The 17358-nt window shown below is 70.6% G+C and carries 15 protein-coding genes and 2 pseudogenes; 11 read left to right on the plus strand and 6 right to left on the minus strand.

Features of this window, described 5'->3' with window-relative positions:
* Positions 1-4: 4 nt before the first annotated feature.
* On the minus strand, positions 5-1144 hold the full coding sequence (locus ACFJIX_RS21505) for an FAD-dependent oxidoreductase (protein ID WP_377154703.1): 1140 nt from the start codon (positions 1142-1144) through the stop codon (positions 5-7).
* A 111-nt stretch (positions 1145-1255) separates the two neighbouring features.
* On the opposite strand from ACFJIX_RS21505, the gene ACFJIX_RS21510 reads away from it, so the two are divergent.
* Both ACFJIX_RS21510 and ACFJIX_RS21515 read left to right on the plus strand, forming a co-directional pair.
* The gene (locus tag ACFJIX_RS21510; protein WP_377154705.1) at positions 1256-1951 is read left to right on the plus strand and encodes a TetR/AcrR family transcriptional regulator; all 696 of its coding nucleotides are present in this window, start codon (positions 1256-1258) and stop codon (positions 1949-1951) included.
* Between the two features lie 337 nt (positions 1952-2288).
* Positions 2289-3817 (plus strand): annotated as a pseudogene (locus tag ACFJIX_RS21515) (DUF4331 domain-containing protein).
* A 229-nt stretch (positions 3818-4046) separates the two neighbouring features.
* Here ACFJIX_RS21515 and ACFJIX_RS21520 read toward each other — a convergent pair.
* Positions 4047-4694 carry a hypothetical protein gene (locus ACFJIX_RS21520; RefSeq protein ID WP_377154707.1) on the minus strand — a complete coding sequence of 216 codons (648 nt, stop codon included), beginning with the start codon at positions 4692-4694 and terminating at the stop codon, positions 4047-4049.
* A 64-nt stretch (positions 4695-4758) separates the two neighbouring features.
* Between ACFJIX_RS21520 and ACFJIX_RS21525 the strand changes: the two genes are divergently transcribed.
* The 8 genes and pseudogenes from ACFJIX_RS21525 to ACFJIX_RS21560 all read left to right on the plus strand — a co-directional run bounded on the left by ACFJIX_RS21525 (position 4759) and on the right by ACFJIX_RS21560 (position 12098).
* Positions 4759-5340 (plus strand): hypothetical protein, encoded by a 582-nt coding sequence (locus tag ACFJIX_RS21525; protein ID WP_377154709.1) that lies wholly within the window; start codon positions 4759-4761, stop codon positions 5338-5340.
* A 56-nt stretch (positions 5341-5396) separates the two neighbouring features.
* On the plus strand, positions 5397-6632 hold the full coding sequence (locus ACFJIX_RS21530; RefSeq protein WP_377154711.1) for a HupE/UreJ family protein: 1236 nt from the start codon (positions 5397-5399) through the stop codon (positions 6630-6632).
* 41 nt (positions 6633-6673) lie between these two features.
* A pseudogene (locus ACFJIX_RS21535) lies at positions 6674-7060 on the plus strand (TonB-dependent receptor plug domain-containing protein); the annotation flags it as partial.
* 545 nt (positions 7061-7605) lie between these two features.
* Positions 7606-8724 (plus strand): TonB-dependent receptor, encoded by a 1119-nt coding sequence (locus tag ACFJIX_RS21540; protein ID WP_377154713.1) that lies wholly within the window; start codon positions 7606-7608, stop codon positions 8722-8724.
* 88 nt (positions 8725-8812) lie between these two features.
* Positions 8813-9502, plus strand: a complete 690-nt coding sequence (locus tag ACFJIX_RS21545; RefSeq protein WP_377154715.1) for a sigma-70 family RNA polymerase sigma factor — start codon at positions 8813-8815, stop codon at positions 9500-9502.
* On the plus strand, positions 9502-10302 hold the full coding sequence (locus ACFJIX_RS21550; protein ID WP_377154717.1) for an anti-sigma factor domain-containing protein: 801 nt from the start codon (positions 9502-9504) through the stop codon (positions 10300-10302). Before ACFJIX_RS21545 ends, ACFJIX_RS21550 begins: the two co-directional genes overlap by 1 nt.
* Positions 10303-10436: 134 nt before the next feature.
* A complete protein-coding gene (locus ACFJIX_RS21555) occupies positions 10437-10916 on the plus strand; it encodes a VOC family protein (RefSeq protein WP_377154719.1) in 480 nt (159 codons plus the stop codon).
* 405 nt (positions 10917-11321) lie between these two features.
* Positions 11322-12098 carry an NAD-dependent deacylase gene (locus ACFJIX_RS21560; RefSeq protein ID WP_377154721.1) on the plus strand — a complete coding sequence of 259 codons (777 nt, stop codon included), beginning with the start codon at positions 11322-11324 and terminating at the stop codon, positions 12096-12098.
* Positions 12099-12161: 63 nt separating this feature from the next.
* Here ACFJIX_RS21560 and ACFJIX_RS21565 read toward each other — a convergent pair whose 3' ends face one another.
* The 4 genes from ACFJIX_RS21565 to ACFJIX_RS21580 form a co-directional block, all read right to left on the minus strand.
* Positions 12162-12809 (minus strand): hypothetical protein, encoded by a 648-nt coding sequence (locus tag ACFJIX_RS21565; RefSeq protein WP_377154723.1) that lies wholly within the window; start codon positions 12807-12809, stop codon positions 12162-12164.
* Positions 12810-12857: 48 nt separating this feature from the next.
* Positions 12858-13370 (minus strand): hypothetical protein, encoded by a 513-nt coding sequence (locus ACFJIX_RS21570; RefSeq protein WP_377154725.1) that lies wholly within the window; start codon positions 13368-13370, stop codon positions 12858-12860.
* A gap of 193 nt (positions 13371-13563) precedes the next feature.
* Entirely contained in the window at positions 13564-14280 is a 717-nt protein-coding gene (locus tag ACFJIX_RS21575; RefSeq protein WP_377154727.1) for a response regulator, read from the minus strand.
* A 142-nt stretch (positions 14281-14422) separates the two neighbouring features.
* Positions 14423-15814: an ATP-binding protein gene (locus ACFJIX_RS21580; RefSeq protein WP_377154729.1), complete on the minus strand. Its 1392-nt coding sequence runs from the start codon at positions 15812-15814 to the stop codon at positions 14423-14425.
* A gap of 202 nt (positions 15815-16016) precedes the next feature.
* Here ACFJIX_RS21580 and ACFJIX_RS21585 point away from each other — a divergent pair, with 202 nt between their 5' ends.
* Positions 16017-17354 (plus strand): efflux RND transporter periplasmic adaptor subunit, encoded by a 1338-nt coding sequence (locus ACFJIX_RS21585; protein WP_377154731.1) that lies wholly within the window; start codon positions 16017-16019, stop codon positions 17352-17354.
* Positions 17355-17358 lie beyond the last annotated feature (4 nt).

Here is a 17358-nt window from a genome sequence, read left to right on the forward strand (position 1 = left end):
CGCTTCACCGCCGGGCGGCCGACCGAGCCTGGTCGAAGAAGCGCACCAGGCTGTGCGGCGCCTCGTCGCCGAGGCAGGCGTCGAGCACCTCGGCCGCCCCTGCCGCCGCCGCGGCGCTGCGGGGGAAGAGCTTCTCCTCATAGGCCGCGAGCGCCGCTTCGAGATCGCCGGAATGCCCGGCGATCGACGCACCGAGCTCGGCGCCGTCGAGCATGGCGAGATTCGCGCCATCGCCCGCCGGGGCCATCAGATGTGCCGCGTCGCCGAGCAGCGTCACGCCAGAGAGACGCGCCCATCGATGATCCGAGGGCAGCGCATGGATCGGCCGCAGCACCGGATCCGTCTCGCCGTCAGTGATGAGCGCGGTGAGCGCCAGATCCCAGCCCTCGAACTCTGCGGCCACGCGATGCCGTGCGGCGCTGGGCTCGGCGGCTTCGATCTCGGAGACCCAGGCCGTCGGCTTGCGCAGCGCCACATACGTGTGCAGCACGCCGTCCGGCTCGCGGTGAGCGAAGAGGCCCTTGCCTGGCACCATCGCGAAGAGGGCACCACCGCCGACCGCCTGCGCGCTCGCGGGATGGCGGACATCCGCATCGGACAGATGCGTCTCGACGAAGGTCGTGCCGATGTACGCGGGCTTCGCGTCGGAGAGCAGGGGGCGGACTTTCGACCAGGCCCCATCGGCGCCGACGAGCAGATCCGTCATCGCCGTGGTTCCATCGGCGAAGCTCACTGCATGCCGGCCGCCGCCGAGCGCAGTGACCGATGCCAGCTTGCGACCCCATTGCACCGTGCCTGCCGGCAGCGAGTCCAGCAATAGGCGACGGAGTTCACCGCGGCGCACTTCGGGCCGACCGCCGTTGCCGTCGTCGGGTTGGTCGAGCAGCACCGCGCCGGTCCTGTCGAGCACCCGCGAGGCCTGTCCGCCGGGATGGATGAGACGGACGAACCCGTCATGCAGCCGCGCGGCCTTCAAGGCGATCTGGCCGCTGTCCTCGTGGATGTCGAGCATGCCGCCTTGCGTGCGCGCGGTGGCGGAGGCTTCTGCCTCGTAGACGGTCGAGGCGATGCCGTGGACGTGGAGTACCCGGGCGAGCATCAGGCCGCCCAGGCCGGCGCCGACGATCGCGATCGTGCGTGTCATCTGGAATCCTTCAGGCTGGAGTGACATCGCCCGACAAGGAGGGAACAGGCCGATGTGTGGAATGACGTTCCATGATGATGGAGCGATGTTCCAGTTGTGTCAAGATGCGGCATGGTCAAGAAGACACGTGCGCCTCAACGGCGCGAGGATTCCCTCTCGCGCGATCGCATCATCGACGCGTCGATCGAGCTGCTCGACAGCGCCGGGGAGGGCGGGCTGACGTTCCGCGCGCTGTCGGAGCGGCTCGCGACCGGACCCGGCGCGATCTACTGGCACATCGCGAACAAGGGCGATCTGATCGTCGCCGCCTGCGACGCCGTGATCGCCGGTGTGATGGCCGTCCATGCGGAAGCGCAGACGCCGGAGGACACGATCCGCGCGCTGGCGCTCGGCATGTTCGACGCGATGGACGAGCACCCGTGGATCGGTTCGGCGCTGTTCCACTCGGCCGGCGCGCTGCCGACGGTGCGTCTGCTCGAATGCATCGGACAGCAGGTGCGGGTGCTCGGTGCGCCGCCTGCGCGGCAGTGGTCGGCGACATCGGCGCTGCTGCACTACATCCTCGGCGTCGGCGGACAGAACGCGGCGAGCCGGCTTTCCGCGCAGACGCGCGAGCTCGATCGGGAGGACTTCCTCGGCGAGGTGGCGGACGCGTGGTCCGCGCTCGACGAGCGCGACTACCCGTTCACACGATCGGTAGCGGCGCAGTTGCGGGACCATGACGACCGCGGCGACTTCCTCGCGGGCATCGATCTGATCCTGGGCGGGATCAAGGGGATGTCAAAGGCGACGGGGCGGAAGCGGTAGCTCCGCGCCGAAAAAGTCCGAGGCCTCGGCCCCGGTGATGAATGCAGGCCCAGGCAACGACCGGGCACGCGTGGCGCGCCTCGCGCGCGACGCGTACGCAGCCCGTCGACTTCTGGATTCATCGGAAACCTGCAGGGCCTGTCCCCGCCCATCGCTGACGCGATGACGGGCTGACAGGGCGCGTCCTTGCCCTCCGGGAGGAGCGGTGGACATCAAACCCGCGACACGGACGGGGACGGCGCATCCAACGCGCACCCCGCCGCGTAAAGGGACCCCGGGTGGCGCTGATCCGCGCCCGCCTCCACCACATCGTTCCCTCAACAACGAGGAGCTTTCCATGACCCAGTTCCCATCGACGCCCCTGCGCGTCGGGCTGTTCGCCGCGAGCGCGCTGTGCGCCGGCCTGGCCTTCGCGTCCAGCCACCGCGAGGCGCCGTTCATCACCACCGTCCCCAAGGCGGATGCGACCGACTTCTACCTGTTCATGAGCTACGAGGCCGGCCGCACCGACTACGTCACGCTCATCGCCAACTACCTGCCGCTGCAGGACCCGTACGGCGGCCCCAACTACTTCTCGCTGGACCCGAACGCGCTCTACGAGATCCACGTCGACAACAACGGCGACGCCAAGGAAGACATCACCTTCCAGTTCCGGTTCAAGAACTCCCTGAAGGGCACCGCGCTGACCATCGGCGACAAGAGCGTGCCGATCCCGCTGATCCAGTCCGGCCCCGTGTCCGACGTGAAGGCCGCCACGCTCAACCTCAACGAGAGCTACACCGTGGACGTCGTGCGCGGCGACCGCCGCTCCGGCACGCGCTCGGCCATCGTCAACGCCAGCGGCGGCGGACGTCCTTCGACAAGCCGGTCGACAACATCGGCAAGAAGACGATCGCCGATTACGCGGCCTACGCGGCCAAGCACATCTACTCGGTCACGATTCCCGGTTGCGGCCAGCCGGCCAAGGTCTTCGTCGGTCAGCGCAAGGACCCGTTCGCGGTCAACCTGGGCACGATCTTCGACCTCGTCAACGCGCCGGTCGGCGTCATCACCGATCCGGCCCAGATCAACGCGGCGCCCAACACGCTGGACGGGAAGAACGTCACCACGCTCGCGCTGGAGGTGCACAAGAGCTGCCTCGTCGCCGGCACCGAGCCGGTGATCGGCGGCTGGACCTCGGCCAGCATGCGCCAGGCCCGCATTCTTGATCCCGCGCCCAAGCCCGGCCACCAGAACAGCGACAAGGCCGGCGGCGCCTGGGTCCAGGTCTCGCGCCTGGGCATGCCGCTGGTCAACGAGGTCGTCATCGGCCTGCCCGACAAGGACCGCTTCAACGCCTCCAGGCCGAAGGACGACGCGCAGTTCGCCAACTACGTGACCCATCCGACGCTGCCGGCGCTGCTGTCCACCGTGCTCAACCTGCCGGGCACCGCGCCGACCAACCTGCCGCGCAACGACCTGGTCACGACCTTCCTCACCGGCATCAAGGGCGTGAACCAGCCCGCGAACGTGGTCGCGTCGGAGGAGCTCCGGTTGAACACCTCCATCGCGGCCGTGCCCTTCGCGCAGCAGAACCGGCTGGGCATCGTCGGCAACCTGCTCGCGCAAGGCAACGACAACGCGGGTTACCCCAACGGCCGCCGACCCAAGGACGACATCGTCGACATCTCGCTCGTGGCGGTGATGGGCGGCCTGTGCGTGGCCAACGGCGACACCGACGCGCTGGGCTTCGGCGCGGCGTGCAAGCCGTCCGCGGTGCCGCTGGGCGCCACGGCGTTCAAACTGCATGACGCGGTCGACCAGGCGGTGGTGCCGCTGCTGCCCGGCTTCCCCTACCTGTACACGCCCCTGGGCGGCACGCAGTGAACGAGGAGACCATCATGAGCGAATCCTCTTCGAGATCGTCCCCGACTGCCGATCGCCACGATCGGACCCGCGTGGCGCGACTGCGTCGACCGGCGCTCGCGCTGACGGCGATCGCCGCCGCCGCGATGGTGGCCGGCTGCTTCGGCGGCGGCGACGATGGTGACGGCGGCGGGCCGGTCGACGCGACCCCGACGTCGGTGCCCGACAGCGCGCTCGGGTCTTCCGCGGCCTACACGCAGTTCACGCTGACGACCTCCCAGTCGAGCAGCGAGACCGCGGAGCCGCTGACGGCCGACAACGTGACGACGCCGCCCGCCAGCGAGACCGACGAACCGGTGTCCGTCAGTTGAAGGCCGCGCGAGCCCTCGTGCTCGCGTGCGTGGCCCCCCTCGCCGCGGCGGTGTGGGCGGAGCCCTTCACGCCTCGTCAGGACGACGAGGTCGTGGAGCGGCTGCCGCTGCGCGCCGGATCGGCGGGAGAGCGCGCGCGCCAGCGCGCCGAGCAGCGGGTGCTGGCGCAGCAGCCGCACGACCTCGGGCTGGCGCTGCGCGCCGCGCGCGAGGCCATCGAGCGCAGCCGGCGCTACGGTGATCCCCGTGACCTCGGCACCGCGCAGGCGTGGTTGCAGCCGTGGTGGAACGATCGCGACGCGCCGCCCGCGGCGCGCCTGCTCAAGGCGACGGTGCTGCAGGCGCGGCATGACTTCGATGCGGCGCTGGAGGAACTCGATCGTCTGCTCGGCGCGCGCGGACTGCCGACCGCGCTCCAGGCCCAGGCGGAACTCACGCGCGCCGGCATCCTGCAGGTGCGCGGCCGTTGGGACGAAGCCAGGCAAGGGTGCGAGCGACTGGCGGCGCCGCCCCTTGCGCTGTCGCACGGACACGCCTGTCTGGCCGAGCTCGACAGCCTGCAGGGGCAGGGACGCCGCCGCGACGCAGCGCTTGTCGGCGCTCGATCGCGCGCCGGGTGCGCCGCATGCCTGGATCGCGCTGCTGCGGGCCGAGCTCGCCGAGCGCCAAGGGCTCGCGACGGCCGGGCCGCTGTACGCGCGGGCGCTGCAACTGGACGACGAGCTCTATGTCCGTGCGGCGTATGCCGATTGGCTGCTCGATGCGGGCCGTCCGAAGGATGCCGCCGGCGTCGTGCGCACCGGTCAGCCGGAGGCATTGGACCAACTTCCCGACGCGCTGCTGCTGCGCCTGGCCATCGCCTGGAAGCGGTCGGGCGATGCCGGCGCCGCGCGCGCGGCGGTCGAGATGCGGCAGCGTTTCGACGCGGCGGCGTTGCGCGGCGACACCAGCCACGCGCGGGAGCGGGCGCGCTTCGCGCTGGACGTGCAGGGCGATGCGGCGCTGGCGTTGAAGGAGGCCACGACGAACTGGGCTCAACAGCGCGAGCCGGCGGATGCCGTGCTGCTCCTGCGCGCCGCGCGGGCGGCGAAGCGGCCGGACGCGGCGGAGCCGGTCCGAGCCTTCATCCGCGAGCGGTCGATGCAGGACCGGCGTCTGAAGGAGCTCGAATGAACGGCGCTCGAATGAACGGCGCTCGGATGAACGAGGCAGGGACGGCAGGCTCCCGGATGAGCGCGTGGCTTCGATGGGTCGTCGCTGCCTGCGTCGTGCTCGGGGGCGTCATGGGCGCTTCGATCGTGGAGGCCCACAAGGCCAGCGACGCCTACCTGCAGCTGCGCGTGGCGGACACGACGGCGACGCTGCGCATCGACATCGCCCTGCGCGACCTGGATCGCGATCTGGTCCTCGATGCCGACGACGACGGCCTGCTGCGTTGGGGCGAGGTGCGATCGCGGGCGGCGGACATCGAGGCGCTGGTGGATCGCAGCGTGCGCCTGGAGGTCCGCGACACCCAGGGCTTCACCTGCCGACCCGGACCGCTCCCGCCGCTGCAGCTGGAGCAGCACAGCGACGGCCGCTATGCGGTGCTCGTGCAGACGTGGACCTGTGGGCGGGCGCCGGCGGTCGGCACCTTGTCCTATGGGCTGTTCGCGGCGACCGACCCGACGCATCGCGGCGTGCTGGTCTGGCGCCAGGGCGGGGTGGCGAAGACCGCCGTGGTCGCGCCGGGAACGGCGGGCATGACCGTGCCGCTCGGACCGGACCGCGCGACCGCCGCGGGCCTTGCCGGGAGTGACGCCGCGGCGAGCCAGCCCGGCGCTGTCGGAGCGGACAGCGGCCAGACGCAGGGCCTGGCGGGCATCTTCCGCGACGGTGTGCATCACATCTGGATCGGCGTGGACCATGTGCTGTTCCTCGTGGTCCTGCTGCTGCCCGCGGTGCTGCGGCGCGAGGCGGGGCAGTGGCGTCCCGACACCGCGTGGCGGCCGGCCCTGTGGCGCGTGCTCGGCGTGGTCACGGCCTTCACGGTGGCGCATTCGATCACGCTGGCGCTGGCGGTCTTCGACGTGCTCAACCCGCCGTCGCGCTGGGTCGAAAGCCTGATCGCGCTGAGCGTGCTGCTCGCGGCGCTGAACAACCTGCGGCCGGTGCTCGTGGAGACGCGCTGGCGGCTCACCTTCGCTTTCGGGCTGGTGCACGGCTTCGGCTTTGCGAGCGCGCTGAAGGACCTGGGACTCGCGCGGTCCGAACTGGCGGCCCCGCTGGTGCTGTTCAACCTCGGCGTGGAAGCGGGGCAACTCGCGATCGTCGCCGTGCTGGTGCCGCTGGCGTGGGCCGCGCGGCGCTGGCGCGGTTATCCGCGATGGGTGCTGGGCGCGGGATCCGTGATCGTGGCGCTGATCGCGTTCGTGTGGCTGCTCGAGCGTCTCTTCGACCTGCAGCTCCTGGGGGTGGGCGCATGAAGACATCTCACTTGGCGACGACCGCGCTGGCCGTCGCACAGATGACGTCGTGGGTCTCTGCACTCGCGTCAGAACCGGACATCACGACCGCGCAGATCCTCGCGCTGCAACGCGTGGAGGTGGAGGGACGCCACTACGACAACGGCGTCGGCAGCAGCGATGCGGCCTCGCAGGGGACGATCCGCGCGGGCCTTCTCAAGAGTCGGCTGGTGCTGCGGCCCGGCGAGGTGCTGGAGTTCGTGCCCGGCCTGATCGTGACGCAGCACAGCGGCGACGGGAAGGCGAACCAGTACTTCCTGCGCGGGTTCAACCTCGACCACGGCACCGACTTCGCGACGACGGTGATGGGGCTGCCGGTCAACATGCCGAGCCACGCCCACGGGCAGGGCTATGCCGACCTCAACTTCCTGATCCCGGAACTGGTCGAGCGCATCGACTACCGCAAGGGACCGTACTTCGCCCGCAACGGCGACTTCGCCGCCGCGGGATCGGCGGACATCGACTACCTGCGCGAGCTCGACGCGCCCTTCGTCAGCCTGACGCTGGGCGAAGGACGCTACCGTCGCGCGCTGGCGGCGGGATCGACGCGTGTCGCGGAGGGCGTGCAACTGCTCGGCGCCGTCGAGGCGATGGGCAACGACGGTCCATGGCGGCTGCCCGAGGACTTGAGCCGACGCAACCTCGTGCTGAGCCTGTCCGGCGCGTCGGGCGGCGATCGCTGGCGCATCGGCCTGATGGACTACCGCGCCGACTGGACGTCGACCGACCAGGTGCCCCAGCGTCTCATCGATGCGGGCAGCTTCGACGGCCGGCCGTTCGGCCGCTTCGATGCGATCGATCCGAGCGACGGCGGCAGCACGCGTCGCAGCAGCCTGTCGGCGAGTGGTCCCGCGACGAGGGCGGCCGCAGCACGCGGGTGGCCGCGTACGCGATGGCGTACCGGCTGTCGCTCTACTCCAATTTCACCTACGCGATGGAGCGCCCCGAGACGGGCGACCAGTTCGCGCAGAAGGACGACCGCAGGGTCTACGGCTTCAGCGCCAGCCACGCGGTGGAGACGACGCTGGGCGGGCTGCCGGGGCGCGGTGAAGTCGGCGTGCAGTTGCGCCAGGACCGCGCGCGGGTCGGGCTCTTCGACACGCAGACGCGGACGACGATTGGCACGACGCGCGACGATCGGGTGCGGGAGACGCTCGCGAGCGTCTACGGCGACCTCGGCGTGGAGCTCACGCCCTGGGCGCGTACCGTCGTCGGCATACGGGTGGACCAGGCGCGGTTCCGCGTCGACAGCCTCGGCAACGCGATGAACTCGGGCTCCGCGCGGCAGACCCTGGCGTCGCCGAAGTGGTCGCTGGTGCTCGGGCCGTGGGCGCGCACGGAGCTCTTCCTCAACGCCGGTCGCGGCTTCCACAGCAACGACGCGCGCGGCGTGACGGCGCGCGTCGATCCGCGCAGCGGCGATCCTGTGGACGCGGTGCCGGGACTGGTCAAGGCCAAGGGTTACGAGCTGGGCGTGCGCAGCGAGATCGTGCCGGGGCTGCAAAGCTCTCTGGCGTTGTGGAGGCTCGATTTCGATTCCGAGCTGGTCTATGTCGGCGATGCCGGCGCGACCGAAGCCAACCGGCCCAGCAAGCGGCACGGCGTCGAATGGAACAACCGTTTCGTGCCGATGCCGTGGCTGTTGATCGATGCCGACCTGGCCTGGACGCGGGCGCGGTTTTCGGATGCCGACTCCGCCGGCGCGCGCATTCCCAATGCCGTCGACAAGGTCGCCTCGTTCGGCGTGACGGTGCGTGAGCTGGGTCCGTGGTCGGCCAGCCTGCAATGGCGTTACCTCGGCAGCGCGCCGCTGATCGAAGACGACAGCGTGCGGTCCCGCGCCTCGCTGACGACCAATCTGCGCGTGAGCCGGCGCTTCGGGACGAAGACGGAGGTGACGCTGGACGTGTTCAACCTGCTCGATCGCCGGGTCAACGACATCGAGTATTTCTACGAATCCCGACTCCCGGGCGAGGTGGCCGCCGTGGCCGATCGCCACGTGCATCCGGCGGAACCCCGCACGCTGCGCGTGACCTTGCGCCGCAGCTTCTGACGCGGTTCCGAATCCTTTCCGAAGCCATTCCGACGCCGCTCTGATCCCCTTTTTGATCCAGATGCGCATCGCCTGCGTAGAAGGGGCCATGACCACCTCCTCCGACGACTCCGGTCCCGATCCGCGGGCCGATGCGGCGCCGTCCGCCCATGCCGAGCGCGACGAGCGGCTCGCGGCGCTGATGACGCGCGTGGCGTCATCCGACCGCGGCGCGTTCGATGAACTCTATCGGGCCACCAGCGCGACGCTGTTCGGCATGGTGCTGCGCATCAATCGCGACCGCGGTCATGCGGAGGAGGTGCTGCAGGAGATCTACATCACCGTCTGGCGGCAGGCGCCGAGCTTCGATGTCGCGCACGGCAGGGTGCTGACCTGGCTCACGACGATCGCGCGGCACCGGGCGATCGACAGCCTGCGGCGCCGGGCCGCGCAACCGGCGACCATCAGCCGTTTCGGCGCGCTGGACGGCGGCGAGGGCGGCGACGGCGAGCGCGACCTCCTGGACCACATGCCGAGCGAGCAGCCCAGCCCGCTGGACCTGCTGGACGATGCGAACCGTGCCCATGCGCTCGAGCGCTGCATGTCGCAGCTCAGCGGCGAGCAGCGCAGCAGCCTGGCGCTGGCGTACTACCAGGGGCTCTCCCACTCCGAGGTGGCCGAACACATGAGCCAGCCGCTGGGCACGGTGAAGAGCTGGGTGCGGCGCGGGCTGCTGAGCCTGCGCGGTTGCCTGGATCGGGCCACCGGACGCCTGGGCGAGATGGGCCGGGTGATCTGATGGACTACGGACATCCGGAACGCGCCGAGCGGCTGGCCGCCGACTACGCCGTGGGCACGCTGCGAGGCGGCGCGCGCCGCCGTTTCGAACGCCTGCTGCCGGCGCACCCCGCGCTTGCCGCGGCCACGGCGGCGTGGACGGCGCGGCTGCAGCTGCTGGCGGGGCAGGTGGCTCCGGTCGAGCCGCCGCCACGCGTGTGGACGACGATACAGACGCGCCTCTTCGGCGCGGCGGAGGGCGGGGCCGTCGTGGCCTCGACGGCCGCATCGCCGTCGACCTCACCATCGACCTCACCATCGACCTCGCCTTCGCCTTCGCCTTCGCCTTCGCCTTCGCCTTCGGAAGTGCGTTCGACCGCACAGGGGCGCTCCGGCCCGCTGCGCTTCTGGCGAGGCCTCAGTGCCGTGGCCCTCGCGGCCTCGGTCGTGCTGGGCGTGATGGTGGCCCGGCCCGTGCCCGAGGCGGCACCCATCGTGGTGGTGCTGCGCAGCACGCCGGAGGGCGTCGAGCTCGTCAAGACGGGCTTCGTCGCCAGCGTGTCCGCGGATGGCCGGGCGCTGGTGCTCAAGCCCTTGGCGCCGGTGGTCATCGACGCCGCTCACGCACTGGAGCTCTGGGCCGTCCCGAAGGCCGGCGCGCCGCGCTCGCTCGGCCTGATCGCGGCGGGCGACGTGCCGACCACCGTGACGCGTGCCAACCTGCTCGACGACACGCAGGCCTTCGCCGTCAGCTTGGAGCCGAGCGGCGGCTCCCGCACCGGCAAGCCGACGGGGCCCATCGTCTCTGCGGGAGGCATCTGAGGGCGCGAGGCCGCCGGGCTGGGTGTGTTCTGTCGCCGCACAGCGAACGTGTCCCTCATGCGGAGGACCGTGTCGAAAATGCGGCGTACCGCTCGTCGTGCATAGGATGTCCCACCAACCCCAAGGAGACCCTCATGCAAGCGAAGAACACGATCTGCATCTGGTACGACCGCGATGCCGAGGAAGCCGCGCGCTTCTACGAGAAGACGTTCCCGGACAGCAAGGTGGGCCGCATCGCCCGCGCGCCGGGCGACTACCCCTCCGGCGTGGAGGGCGACGTGCTCGTTGTCGAGTTCACGGTGATGGGCATTCCCTGCATCGGCCTCAACGGCGGCCCGGCCTTCAAGCACAGCGAGGCCTTCTCGTTCCAGGTCGCGACCGATGACCAGGCGGAGACGGACCGGCTGTGGAGCGCGATCGTCGGTGACGGCGGGCAGGAAAGCGATTGCGGCTGGTGCAAGGACAAGTGGGGCATCTCGTGGCAGATCACGCCCCGCGTGCTGTCCGAGGCGCTGAACAGCCCTGACCGCGCCGCTGCCAAGCGGGCCTTCAACGCCATGATGGAGATGAAGAAGATCGACGTGGCGAAGATCGAGGCGGCGCTGAAGGGCTGAGCGTCCGGCCTCAGTTCTTGGCGGTCACCTTGTCGGCGAGCTTGTCCAACAGGTTCAGGAGCTTCTCGCCGATCGCCAGTACTCGAAGACGCCGACAAAGACGCTCAGCGAAAAGAGCCCGGCGGCGTAGAACACGGCCGCGGTGGCCAATCCACCGCGCGCGGCCCATGCGCGCAGGCTGAGGTCCAGTTCTTTCGGCCTGCTTGGAAAGTGCCGCTCGATTTCGTGAGCGTTGTGAAGGGCGCCTGCCTCCAACCTTGGCGATCGCCTTGGCCTCCAATTTCTTGAGCCGGTGATAGGCATGCGATTATCCGAGCGCATCCCTGCGGCCCACTCGAATCCTCGGGGGAGACGAACTCCCTCTCGCGGGGGAATCGTGCAGTGCAAATCGACGGACTTCTGAACATGAGTGACAAGAACGAGTGGGGCGACCTACCCACAGCACTGAGTCAATTGCTGAATCGCCGTTTCGAGCACATCGTCGTGTTCAGCGGCGCCGGCATGTCGGCCGACAGCGGCATTCCGACATTCCGTTCAGGCAGCAACGGGCTGTGGGGAGAGTTCGATCCCCAGCAACTGGCAACACCTGACGCCTGGCAGCGCGACAAGGAGACCGTCTGGGGCTGGTATGAATGGCGCCGCGGTCATGTGATGGCCGCGACACCGAATCCGGGCCATGTCGCCGTCGCTCGCTTGCAGCGCGAATTCGGCGCGCAGGTCGTGACGCAGAACGTCGACGACCTGCATGAGCGCGCGGGCGTCCAAGGCGCCTTGCACCTGCACGGCAGTCTCTTCGCCGCACGATGCGACCGCTGCGGCGCACGCGCGACCTTGAACGCTCCGCCGCCTGAAGCGCAACGCCGACTGGCGCCGACGACCTGCGCGGTGTGCGGCAAGGGCTCGATCCGTCCGGGCGTCGTGTGGTTCGGCGAGCAGCTCGACGACGAGGTCGTGAACGCGGCGGCGCAACGAATCGCCGACTGCGACCTGCTGCTGATCGTCGGCACCTCCGGCGTCGTTTATCCGGCGGCGGGCATGGTGCGGCTCGCACCGGAGGATGCGGTGATCGTCGAGATCAATCCGCAGCCGGGCGACGTGGCCGCGCGGGTGGATTTCCGTTGGCAGACGACCGCGGCGGCCGGACTGCCGGCCGTGGCGGCGAGGCTCGCTGCACGGCACTGAGCGAACGTCGCTGCCGACGACGTATCGCGGCACACGGCGCGCAGGCGCCCGCGCGAGCGGCGCTCACTGCGGCGGGCGTCCCGTCTTGTAGATCTGATCCAGGCTGTTGTCCGAGTCCTCGGGCTTGATCAGCGTCGTCTGCGACCGCGTGTCGTCGATCCCGTTGCCGAACTGGATCAGCGAACGCGCGAAGAAGGCCTGGCTCGGCGTCTCGCCGGCCACGCAGCGCGCGCTCATCACCACCTTGTCGGGATTGAGTACCGCCACGCCGGCCTCGTACGGGCAATTGCCGCCGACGCATTCGGTGAGCAGGTAGCGGATGTCGCCGCGGTTGAACCAGAGCTGGTGCACCGATGCGCCCGGCGCCGCCGGGGAGGCCGTCGCGCCGAAGCTCCTGCCGTTGTCCGCCGAGGCGACGTACTCGAGCTCCACCTTCTTCGCCGTGCCGTAGCGGTAGGTCAGCGTCCTGGCGCCCGGACCGGCCTCCGGCTTCGCGCACAGCGACACGACCTTGGTCGCCGTCGGGCATGAGAAGGCCACCACTTCGTCGGGCTGGCACAGCGTCGCGTTAGCCGCGGTACCTGCGTGCGCCGACGCGCAGGCCGCGAGGGTCAGCAGTGCCGCCAGGCCGCCCTGGCGCCCCCGGCCATGGCCGGGGGCGTCATTCGAATGCCTTGTAGGCCGTATTGAAGTGCGTGCGCCGTTGTGCATGGCTCTCGGTGGAGATTGACTTTGGTCCATCCGCCCCGCCGTCCGCGTTCAGGCCTTGGGCGGCCGTTTCACCCCGTAGCGCGGTCCCATCTCCGTCCACAGGAACTGCGCGTCGTAGACCTTCTCCGGCGCGACACCGGCGGGCTTGTCCGCGAAGCACTGGATCGTCAGCGTCGTCGCCGGCTGCTTCTGCGTGACCGTCTTGGCCTCGTTGTAGGTGGTCGTCGAGACCGACTTCGTCTCATTGCCTTCGACCTTGCTCGTGGTCTCGGTCGTCTGCGTCGCCGGCACGGTGTAGCTGCTGGTCAGCACGTCGTTGCGCTCCTCGACGACGACGAAGTAGCGGTAGCCCTTCGTCAGCGTCACCTCGGCGCTGCGCAGCAGGGCCTGATCGGCCGCCTTGGACGGCACGTCGCCCTGGTAACCGGCGAAGGTCACGCGGTACCGGTCCGGCGAGAGCGGCGCGTCGCTGTAGCCGTAGCCGCCGAACATGCGGGTGTAGGACGTGAAAGCGCAGGCGTTCAGAAGCGCCAGCGCGCCGATGGCGATCCATTTCTTCATTCAGGGTTCCTCCCGGGAATCGACTGTCCGAAAGCGCCGTGACCGTCTCATTGCGGTCATGTTGCGGAACGCTTCGGAGTCGTCAGCAATTGCTCGTTCGAATAACGCGGCGGTTCGTCGCTCGTTGACTGCCGAGTCCGCTGGCCCTCGAACCGCGCAGTGCGGATTGGACCATTGGTCCAGGCAAGACCTGTCACCGCTCGAAACGGTAGCCCACCCCGTAGATCGACCGGATCCGGTCCGTGCCGGCGCCCGCACGCTCCAGCTTGCGCCGCAGGTTCTTGATGTGGCTGTCGACCGCGCGCTCGGTGACCTCGCGGCCGTCGACGTGCAGCAGGTCCAGCAGCTGCGTGCGCGCGTACACGCGCCCCGGCTGCGCGGCCAGGATGTGGAGCAGGCGGAACTCGATCGGCGTGAGGTCCAGCGGCTCGCCGCGCCAGCTGGCGGTCCAGCCGGCCTCGTCGATGGACAGCGCCTCGCTGCCCGCCGCGAAGGCAGCTACCGCGGCGGCCGTTGCCATCTCGTGCGCGCGGCCGCGGCGCAGCGCCGCCTTCACCCGCGCCATCACCTCGCGCGGACTGAAGGGGTTCTTCGCGATGTAGTCGTCCGCGCCGGTCTCCAGGCCCGCCAGCCGGTCCGACTCGTCCGCCCGCGCCGTCAGCATCAGGATCGGCACGCTGCTCATCGCGCGCAAGCTGCGGCACAGCGTCAGTCCGTCGATGCCCGGCAGCATCAGGTCCAGCAGGATCAGGTCGTGCCGGCGCGCCGTCCACGCCGGGATCACGTCGCGGCCATCGGCCACGCACTCCGGCTCGTGCCCGGCCGCGCGCAGGTAGTCCGCCAGCAGCGCCGCGAGCTTGGGCTCGTCCTCGACCACCAGCACCCGCGACGGACCCGGCTCCATCGGCATCGGCGCCAGACCCGATGCCGCGCCAGCGCCCGATCCTCCGCTCGATCCCGCACTCGATCCCGCGCCTGATACCGCACCCGTTCCCGCGCCCGATCCCGCGCTTGATACCGCGCCCGATCCGGGGGGCGATCCCGTGCCGTTCTCAGACATGGACCGGCAGCTCCACACGCATCCAGAGACCGCCCAGCGGCGAGGGGCGCGCCTCGATGCGACCCTCGTGCGCCTCCGCGATGCGCTGGCAGATCGACAGCCCCAGGCCCGATCCGCCGCCGCGCCGGCTGCGCGAGGCGTCGACGCGGAAGAAGCGTTCGAACAGGCGCGGCAGATGCTCCGGCCCGACACCGGGCGAGGTGTCCTGCACGTCGATCACCGCGTGTTCCCCGCTGCGGCGCGCGCTGATGCTCAGCGCGCCGCCCGCGTCGGTGTAGCGGCAGCTGTTCTCGACGAGGTTGCCCAGCAGTTGCCGCAGGCGGCGCTCGTCGCCGAAGACGCGCAGCGGCTGTTCCGGCAGGTCCAACTGCAGCTTCAGGCCGCTGCCGTGCAGCCGCTCCCCGAAGGCGCCGGCCGTCACGTCGATCAGCTCGCGCAGGTCGACCTCCGACTTGCGGTAGGCGAGGGCGCCGACGTCCGCCATCGAGAGCTCATGAAGATCGTCGACGAGCTTGTGCAGGATCGCGACCTCGCCCTGCAGCGAGCGCAGCGCCTGCGCGTCGAGCTTGCGCACGCCGTCCTCCAGCGCTTCCAGCTCGCCATGCAGCACGCCCAGCGGCGTGCGCAGCTCATGCGACACGTCGGCGAGGAACTCGCGCCGCATCGCCTCGTTGCGCTGGAGGGTCAGCGCGAGCTGGTTGAAGTCGCGGCCCAGGCCGGCGATGTCGTCGTTGCGGCGCGTCTCGGGCACGCGGACCTCGAAGTCGCCCGCTGCCAGCCGGTGCGTCGCCACGGCGACGCGTCGCACCGGACTCAGCAGCCGGCGCGAGATCCAGTACGCCACCGCCCCCGCGAGCAGCACCGCCGCGCCGCCGACCACCCAGGCTGAGCGCAGTTGCGCGTCGTAGAAATGCTTCTCCGCGCCGGGGCTCACCGATTCGATCGGGGTCAGCGTCAGCCAGCCGACGGTCAGGCCGTCGACGATGATCGGCCGCTCCACGGTCGGCTCCACCGGACCCGCATAACCGGCCACGCGCTCGCGGTTCTCGTCGAACAGCGTGAAGCGCCGCGTCGCGCCCGTCAGCTCGGCGGGGCCGTGCTTGACCGCGGGCATGTCCGCCTCGGGCACCAGCGGGCGCAGCAGCCGCCCCCAGAGTTCCGGCTTCTGGCGCAGGAAATCCCAGCTCCTGCCGTTCTCGCGATAGCCGGCGGTGACGCTGGTCCGGGCCAGTTCCAGCCGGTTCACGCCCTGTTCGTTGAGGTAGCCGATGAAGTCCCGGTTCAGGTTGATGTGCGAGAACACGCCCATCGCCAGCGCCACCGCCATGGCGGTGCTGAAGACGGCGGCGAAGAGCCGGGCGGTGAGGGTGAACGAGAGCTTCATCCGGAGGAGCGGGGCAAGGACGGAAAACAGACCGCGAAGAGAGGGTGGCGTGGAGCGACGGGGTGCCGAAAGTGATGGCAATCCCTCGACGCAGCGGATCATGGCGCCGCCGCCGTGCGGCCGGCAAGCCCTCTGGGCGGAGGCCGCGCGCCCGACGCGATCTTCAAGGTCTCTCCACATTCATGGCCGAGCATCCCCCGCCATGCCGAAGAAGATTCTGACATCCGCGCCCCTGACGTCGTCGACCGCCTCGTTGCTGCCGTCGCGCACGCCGCGCGCCCCGACCCTGGGCCCGATCGCCGCGGCGCTGGCCGCCCTGGCCGTGCTCGTGCTCGCCGGCTGCGGCGAGAAGAAGGACGACACCGCCAAGCGCGCCCCGCCCGAGGTCGGCGTGATCGTGGTCACGACGCAGGACGCCCCGCTGTCGTTGGAGCTGCCGGGCCGGCTGTCGGCCAGCCAGGTCGCCGAGATCCGTCCGCAGGTGACCGGCATCGTGCAGAAGCGGCTCTTCGAGGAAGGCAAGCTGGTCCGCGCCGGCCAGCCGCTGTACCAGCTGGACGCCGCCACGTACGAGGCCGAGCGCGCCCGCACCGCCGCTGCGCTGCAGAAGGCCGAGGCCCAGGTGGCCGTCGCCCGCAGCCGCGCCGAGCGTGACGCCGAGTTGCTCAAGGCCGACGCCCTCAGCCGCCAGAGCGCCGACGACAGCGCCAGCGCGCTGCGCCAGGCGCAGGCCGACGTGGCCGTGGCCCGTGCCGCGCTGGACGCCGCGCGCGTGCAGTTGGACCGCACCCGCATCACGGCGCCGATCTCCGGCCGCATCGAGGTCTCCACGGTGACCGCCGGCGCGCTGGTCACCGCCGCCCAGACGCAGGCGCTGACGACGGTGCAGCAGCTCGATCCGATGCATGTGGACATCGTCCAGAGCAGCGCCGAGATCCTGCAGCTGCGCCGCCAGCTCGACGCTCGCAGCGGCAGCAGCCAGGTCAGGCTGATGCTCGAGGACGGCACCGAGTACGCCCGTCGCGGCACGCTGCAGTTCAGCGGCGTGACCGTGGACCGCGGCACCGGCGCGGTGACGCTGCGCGCGATCGTCCCCAACCCCGACGGCACCTTGCTGCCCGGCATGGTCGTCCGCGCGAAGCTGATGGCCGGCATCGACAGCGGCGTGATCCTCGTGCCGCAGCAGGGCGTGACGCGCTCGCCCACCGGCGAGGCGACCGCGTTGGTCGTCGGGCCGGAGAACAAGCTGCAACTGCGCCAGCTCGTGCTGACCCGCGCGGTCGGCAACCAGTGGCTGGTCGCCAGCGGCCTCAAGGCGGGCGACAAGCTCGCCATCGAAGGCCTGCAGCGCGTGCGCGCCGGTCAACCGGTCACGCCGGTGCCGGCCGGGGTGAAGAAGGGCGCGCCGGGGGCCCAGGGCCCGGCGGGCGCTACCGGCACCGCCGCTTCGCCGGCGGCGTCCGCCACGGCCGCGGTCGCCGCGGAGATCGGCGGCCCGGCCGCTTCGGCGGCCACCACCGCCTCCGGCGCGGGGCGCTGACACC

It is taken from the genome of Roseateles sp. UC29_93 (assembly GCF_042695725.1).
Lineage (GTDB): Bacteria > Pseudomonadota > Gammaproteobacteria > Burkholderiales > Burkholderiaceae_C > Roseateles > Roseateles noduli_A.

What these genes read in the sequence shown, in the direction of transcription:
- ACFJIX_RS21570 (WP_377154725.1), bottom strand. Translation starts at nt 13,370, where the DNA reads ATGAAGAAATGGATCGCCATCGGCGCGCTGGCGCTTCTGAACGCCTGC.
- ACFJIX_RS21580 (WP_377154729.1), bottom strand. Translation starts at nt 15,814, where the DNA reads ATGAAGCTCTCGTTCACCCTCACCGCCCGGCTCTTCGCCGCCGTCTTC.
- ACFJIX_RS21575 (WP_377154727.1), bottom strand. Translation starts at nt 14,280, where the DNA reads ATGCCGATGGAGCCGGGTCCGTCGCGGGTGCTGGTGGTCGAGGACGAG.
- ACFJIX_RS21530 (WP_377154711.1), top strand. Translation starts at nt 5,397, where the DNA reads ATGAGCGCGTGGCTTCGATGGGTCGTCGCTGCCTGCGTCGTGCTCGGG.
- ACFJIX_RS21585 (WP_377154731.1), top strand. Translation starts at nt 16,017, where the DNA reads ATGCCGAAGAAGATTCTGACATCCGCGCCCCTGACGTCGTCGACCGCC.
- ACFJIX_RS21560 (WP_377154721.1), top strand. Translation starts at nt 11,322, where the DNA reads ATGAGTGACAAGAACGAGTGGGGCGACCTACCCACAGCACTGAGTCAA.
- ACFJIX_RS21505 (WP_377154703.1), bottom strand. Translation starts at nt 1,144, where the DNA reads ATGACACGCACGATCGCGATCGTCGGCGCCGGCCTGGGCGGCCTGATG.
- ACFJIX_RS21510 (WP_377154705.1), top strand. Translation starts at nt 1,256, where the DNA reads ATGGTCAAGAAGACACGTGCGCCTCAACGGCGCGAGGATTCCCTCTCG.
- ACFJIX_RS21565 (WP_377154723.1), bottom strand. Translation starts at nt 12,809, where the DNA reads ATGCACAACGGCGCACGCACTTCAATACGGCCTACAAGGCATTCGAAT.
- ACFJIX_RS21545 (WP_377154715.1), top strand. Translation starts at nt 8,813, where the DNA reads ATGACCACCTCCTCCGACGACTCCGGTCCCGATCCGCGGGCCGATGCG.
- ACFJIX_RS21550 (WP_377154717.1), top strand. Translation starts at nt 9,502, where the DNA reads ATGGACTACGGACATCCGGAACGCGCCGAGCGGCTGGCCGCCGACTAC.
- ACFJIX_RS21555 (WP_377154719.1), top strand. Translation starts at nt 10,437, where the DNA reads ATGCAAGCGAAGAACACGATCTGCATCTGGTACGACCGCGATGCCGAG.
- ACFJIX_RS21540 (WP_377154713.1), top strand. Translation starts at nt 7,606, where the DNA reads ATGGAGCGCCCCGAGACGGGCGACCAGTTCGCGCAGAAGGACGACCGC.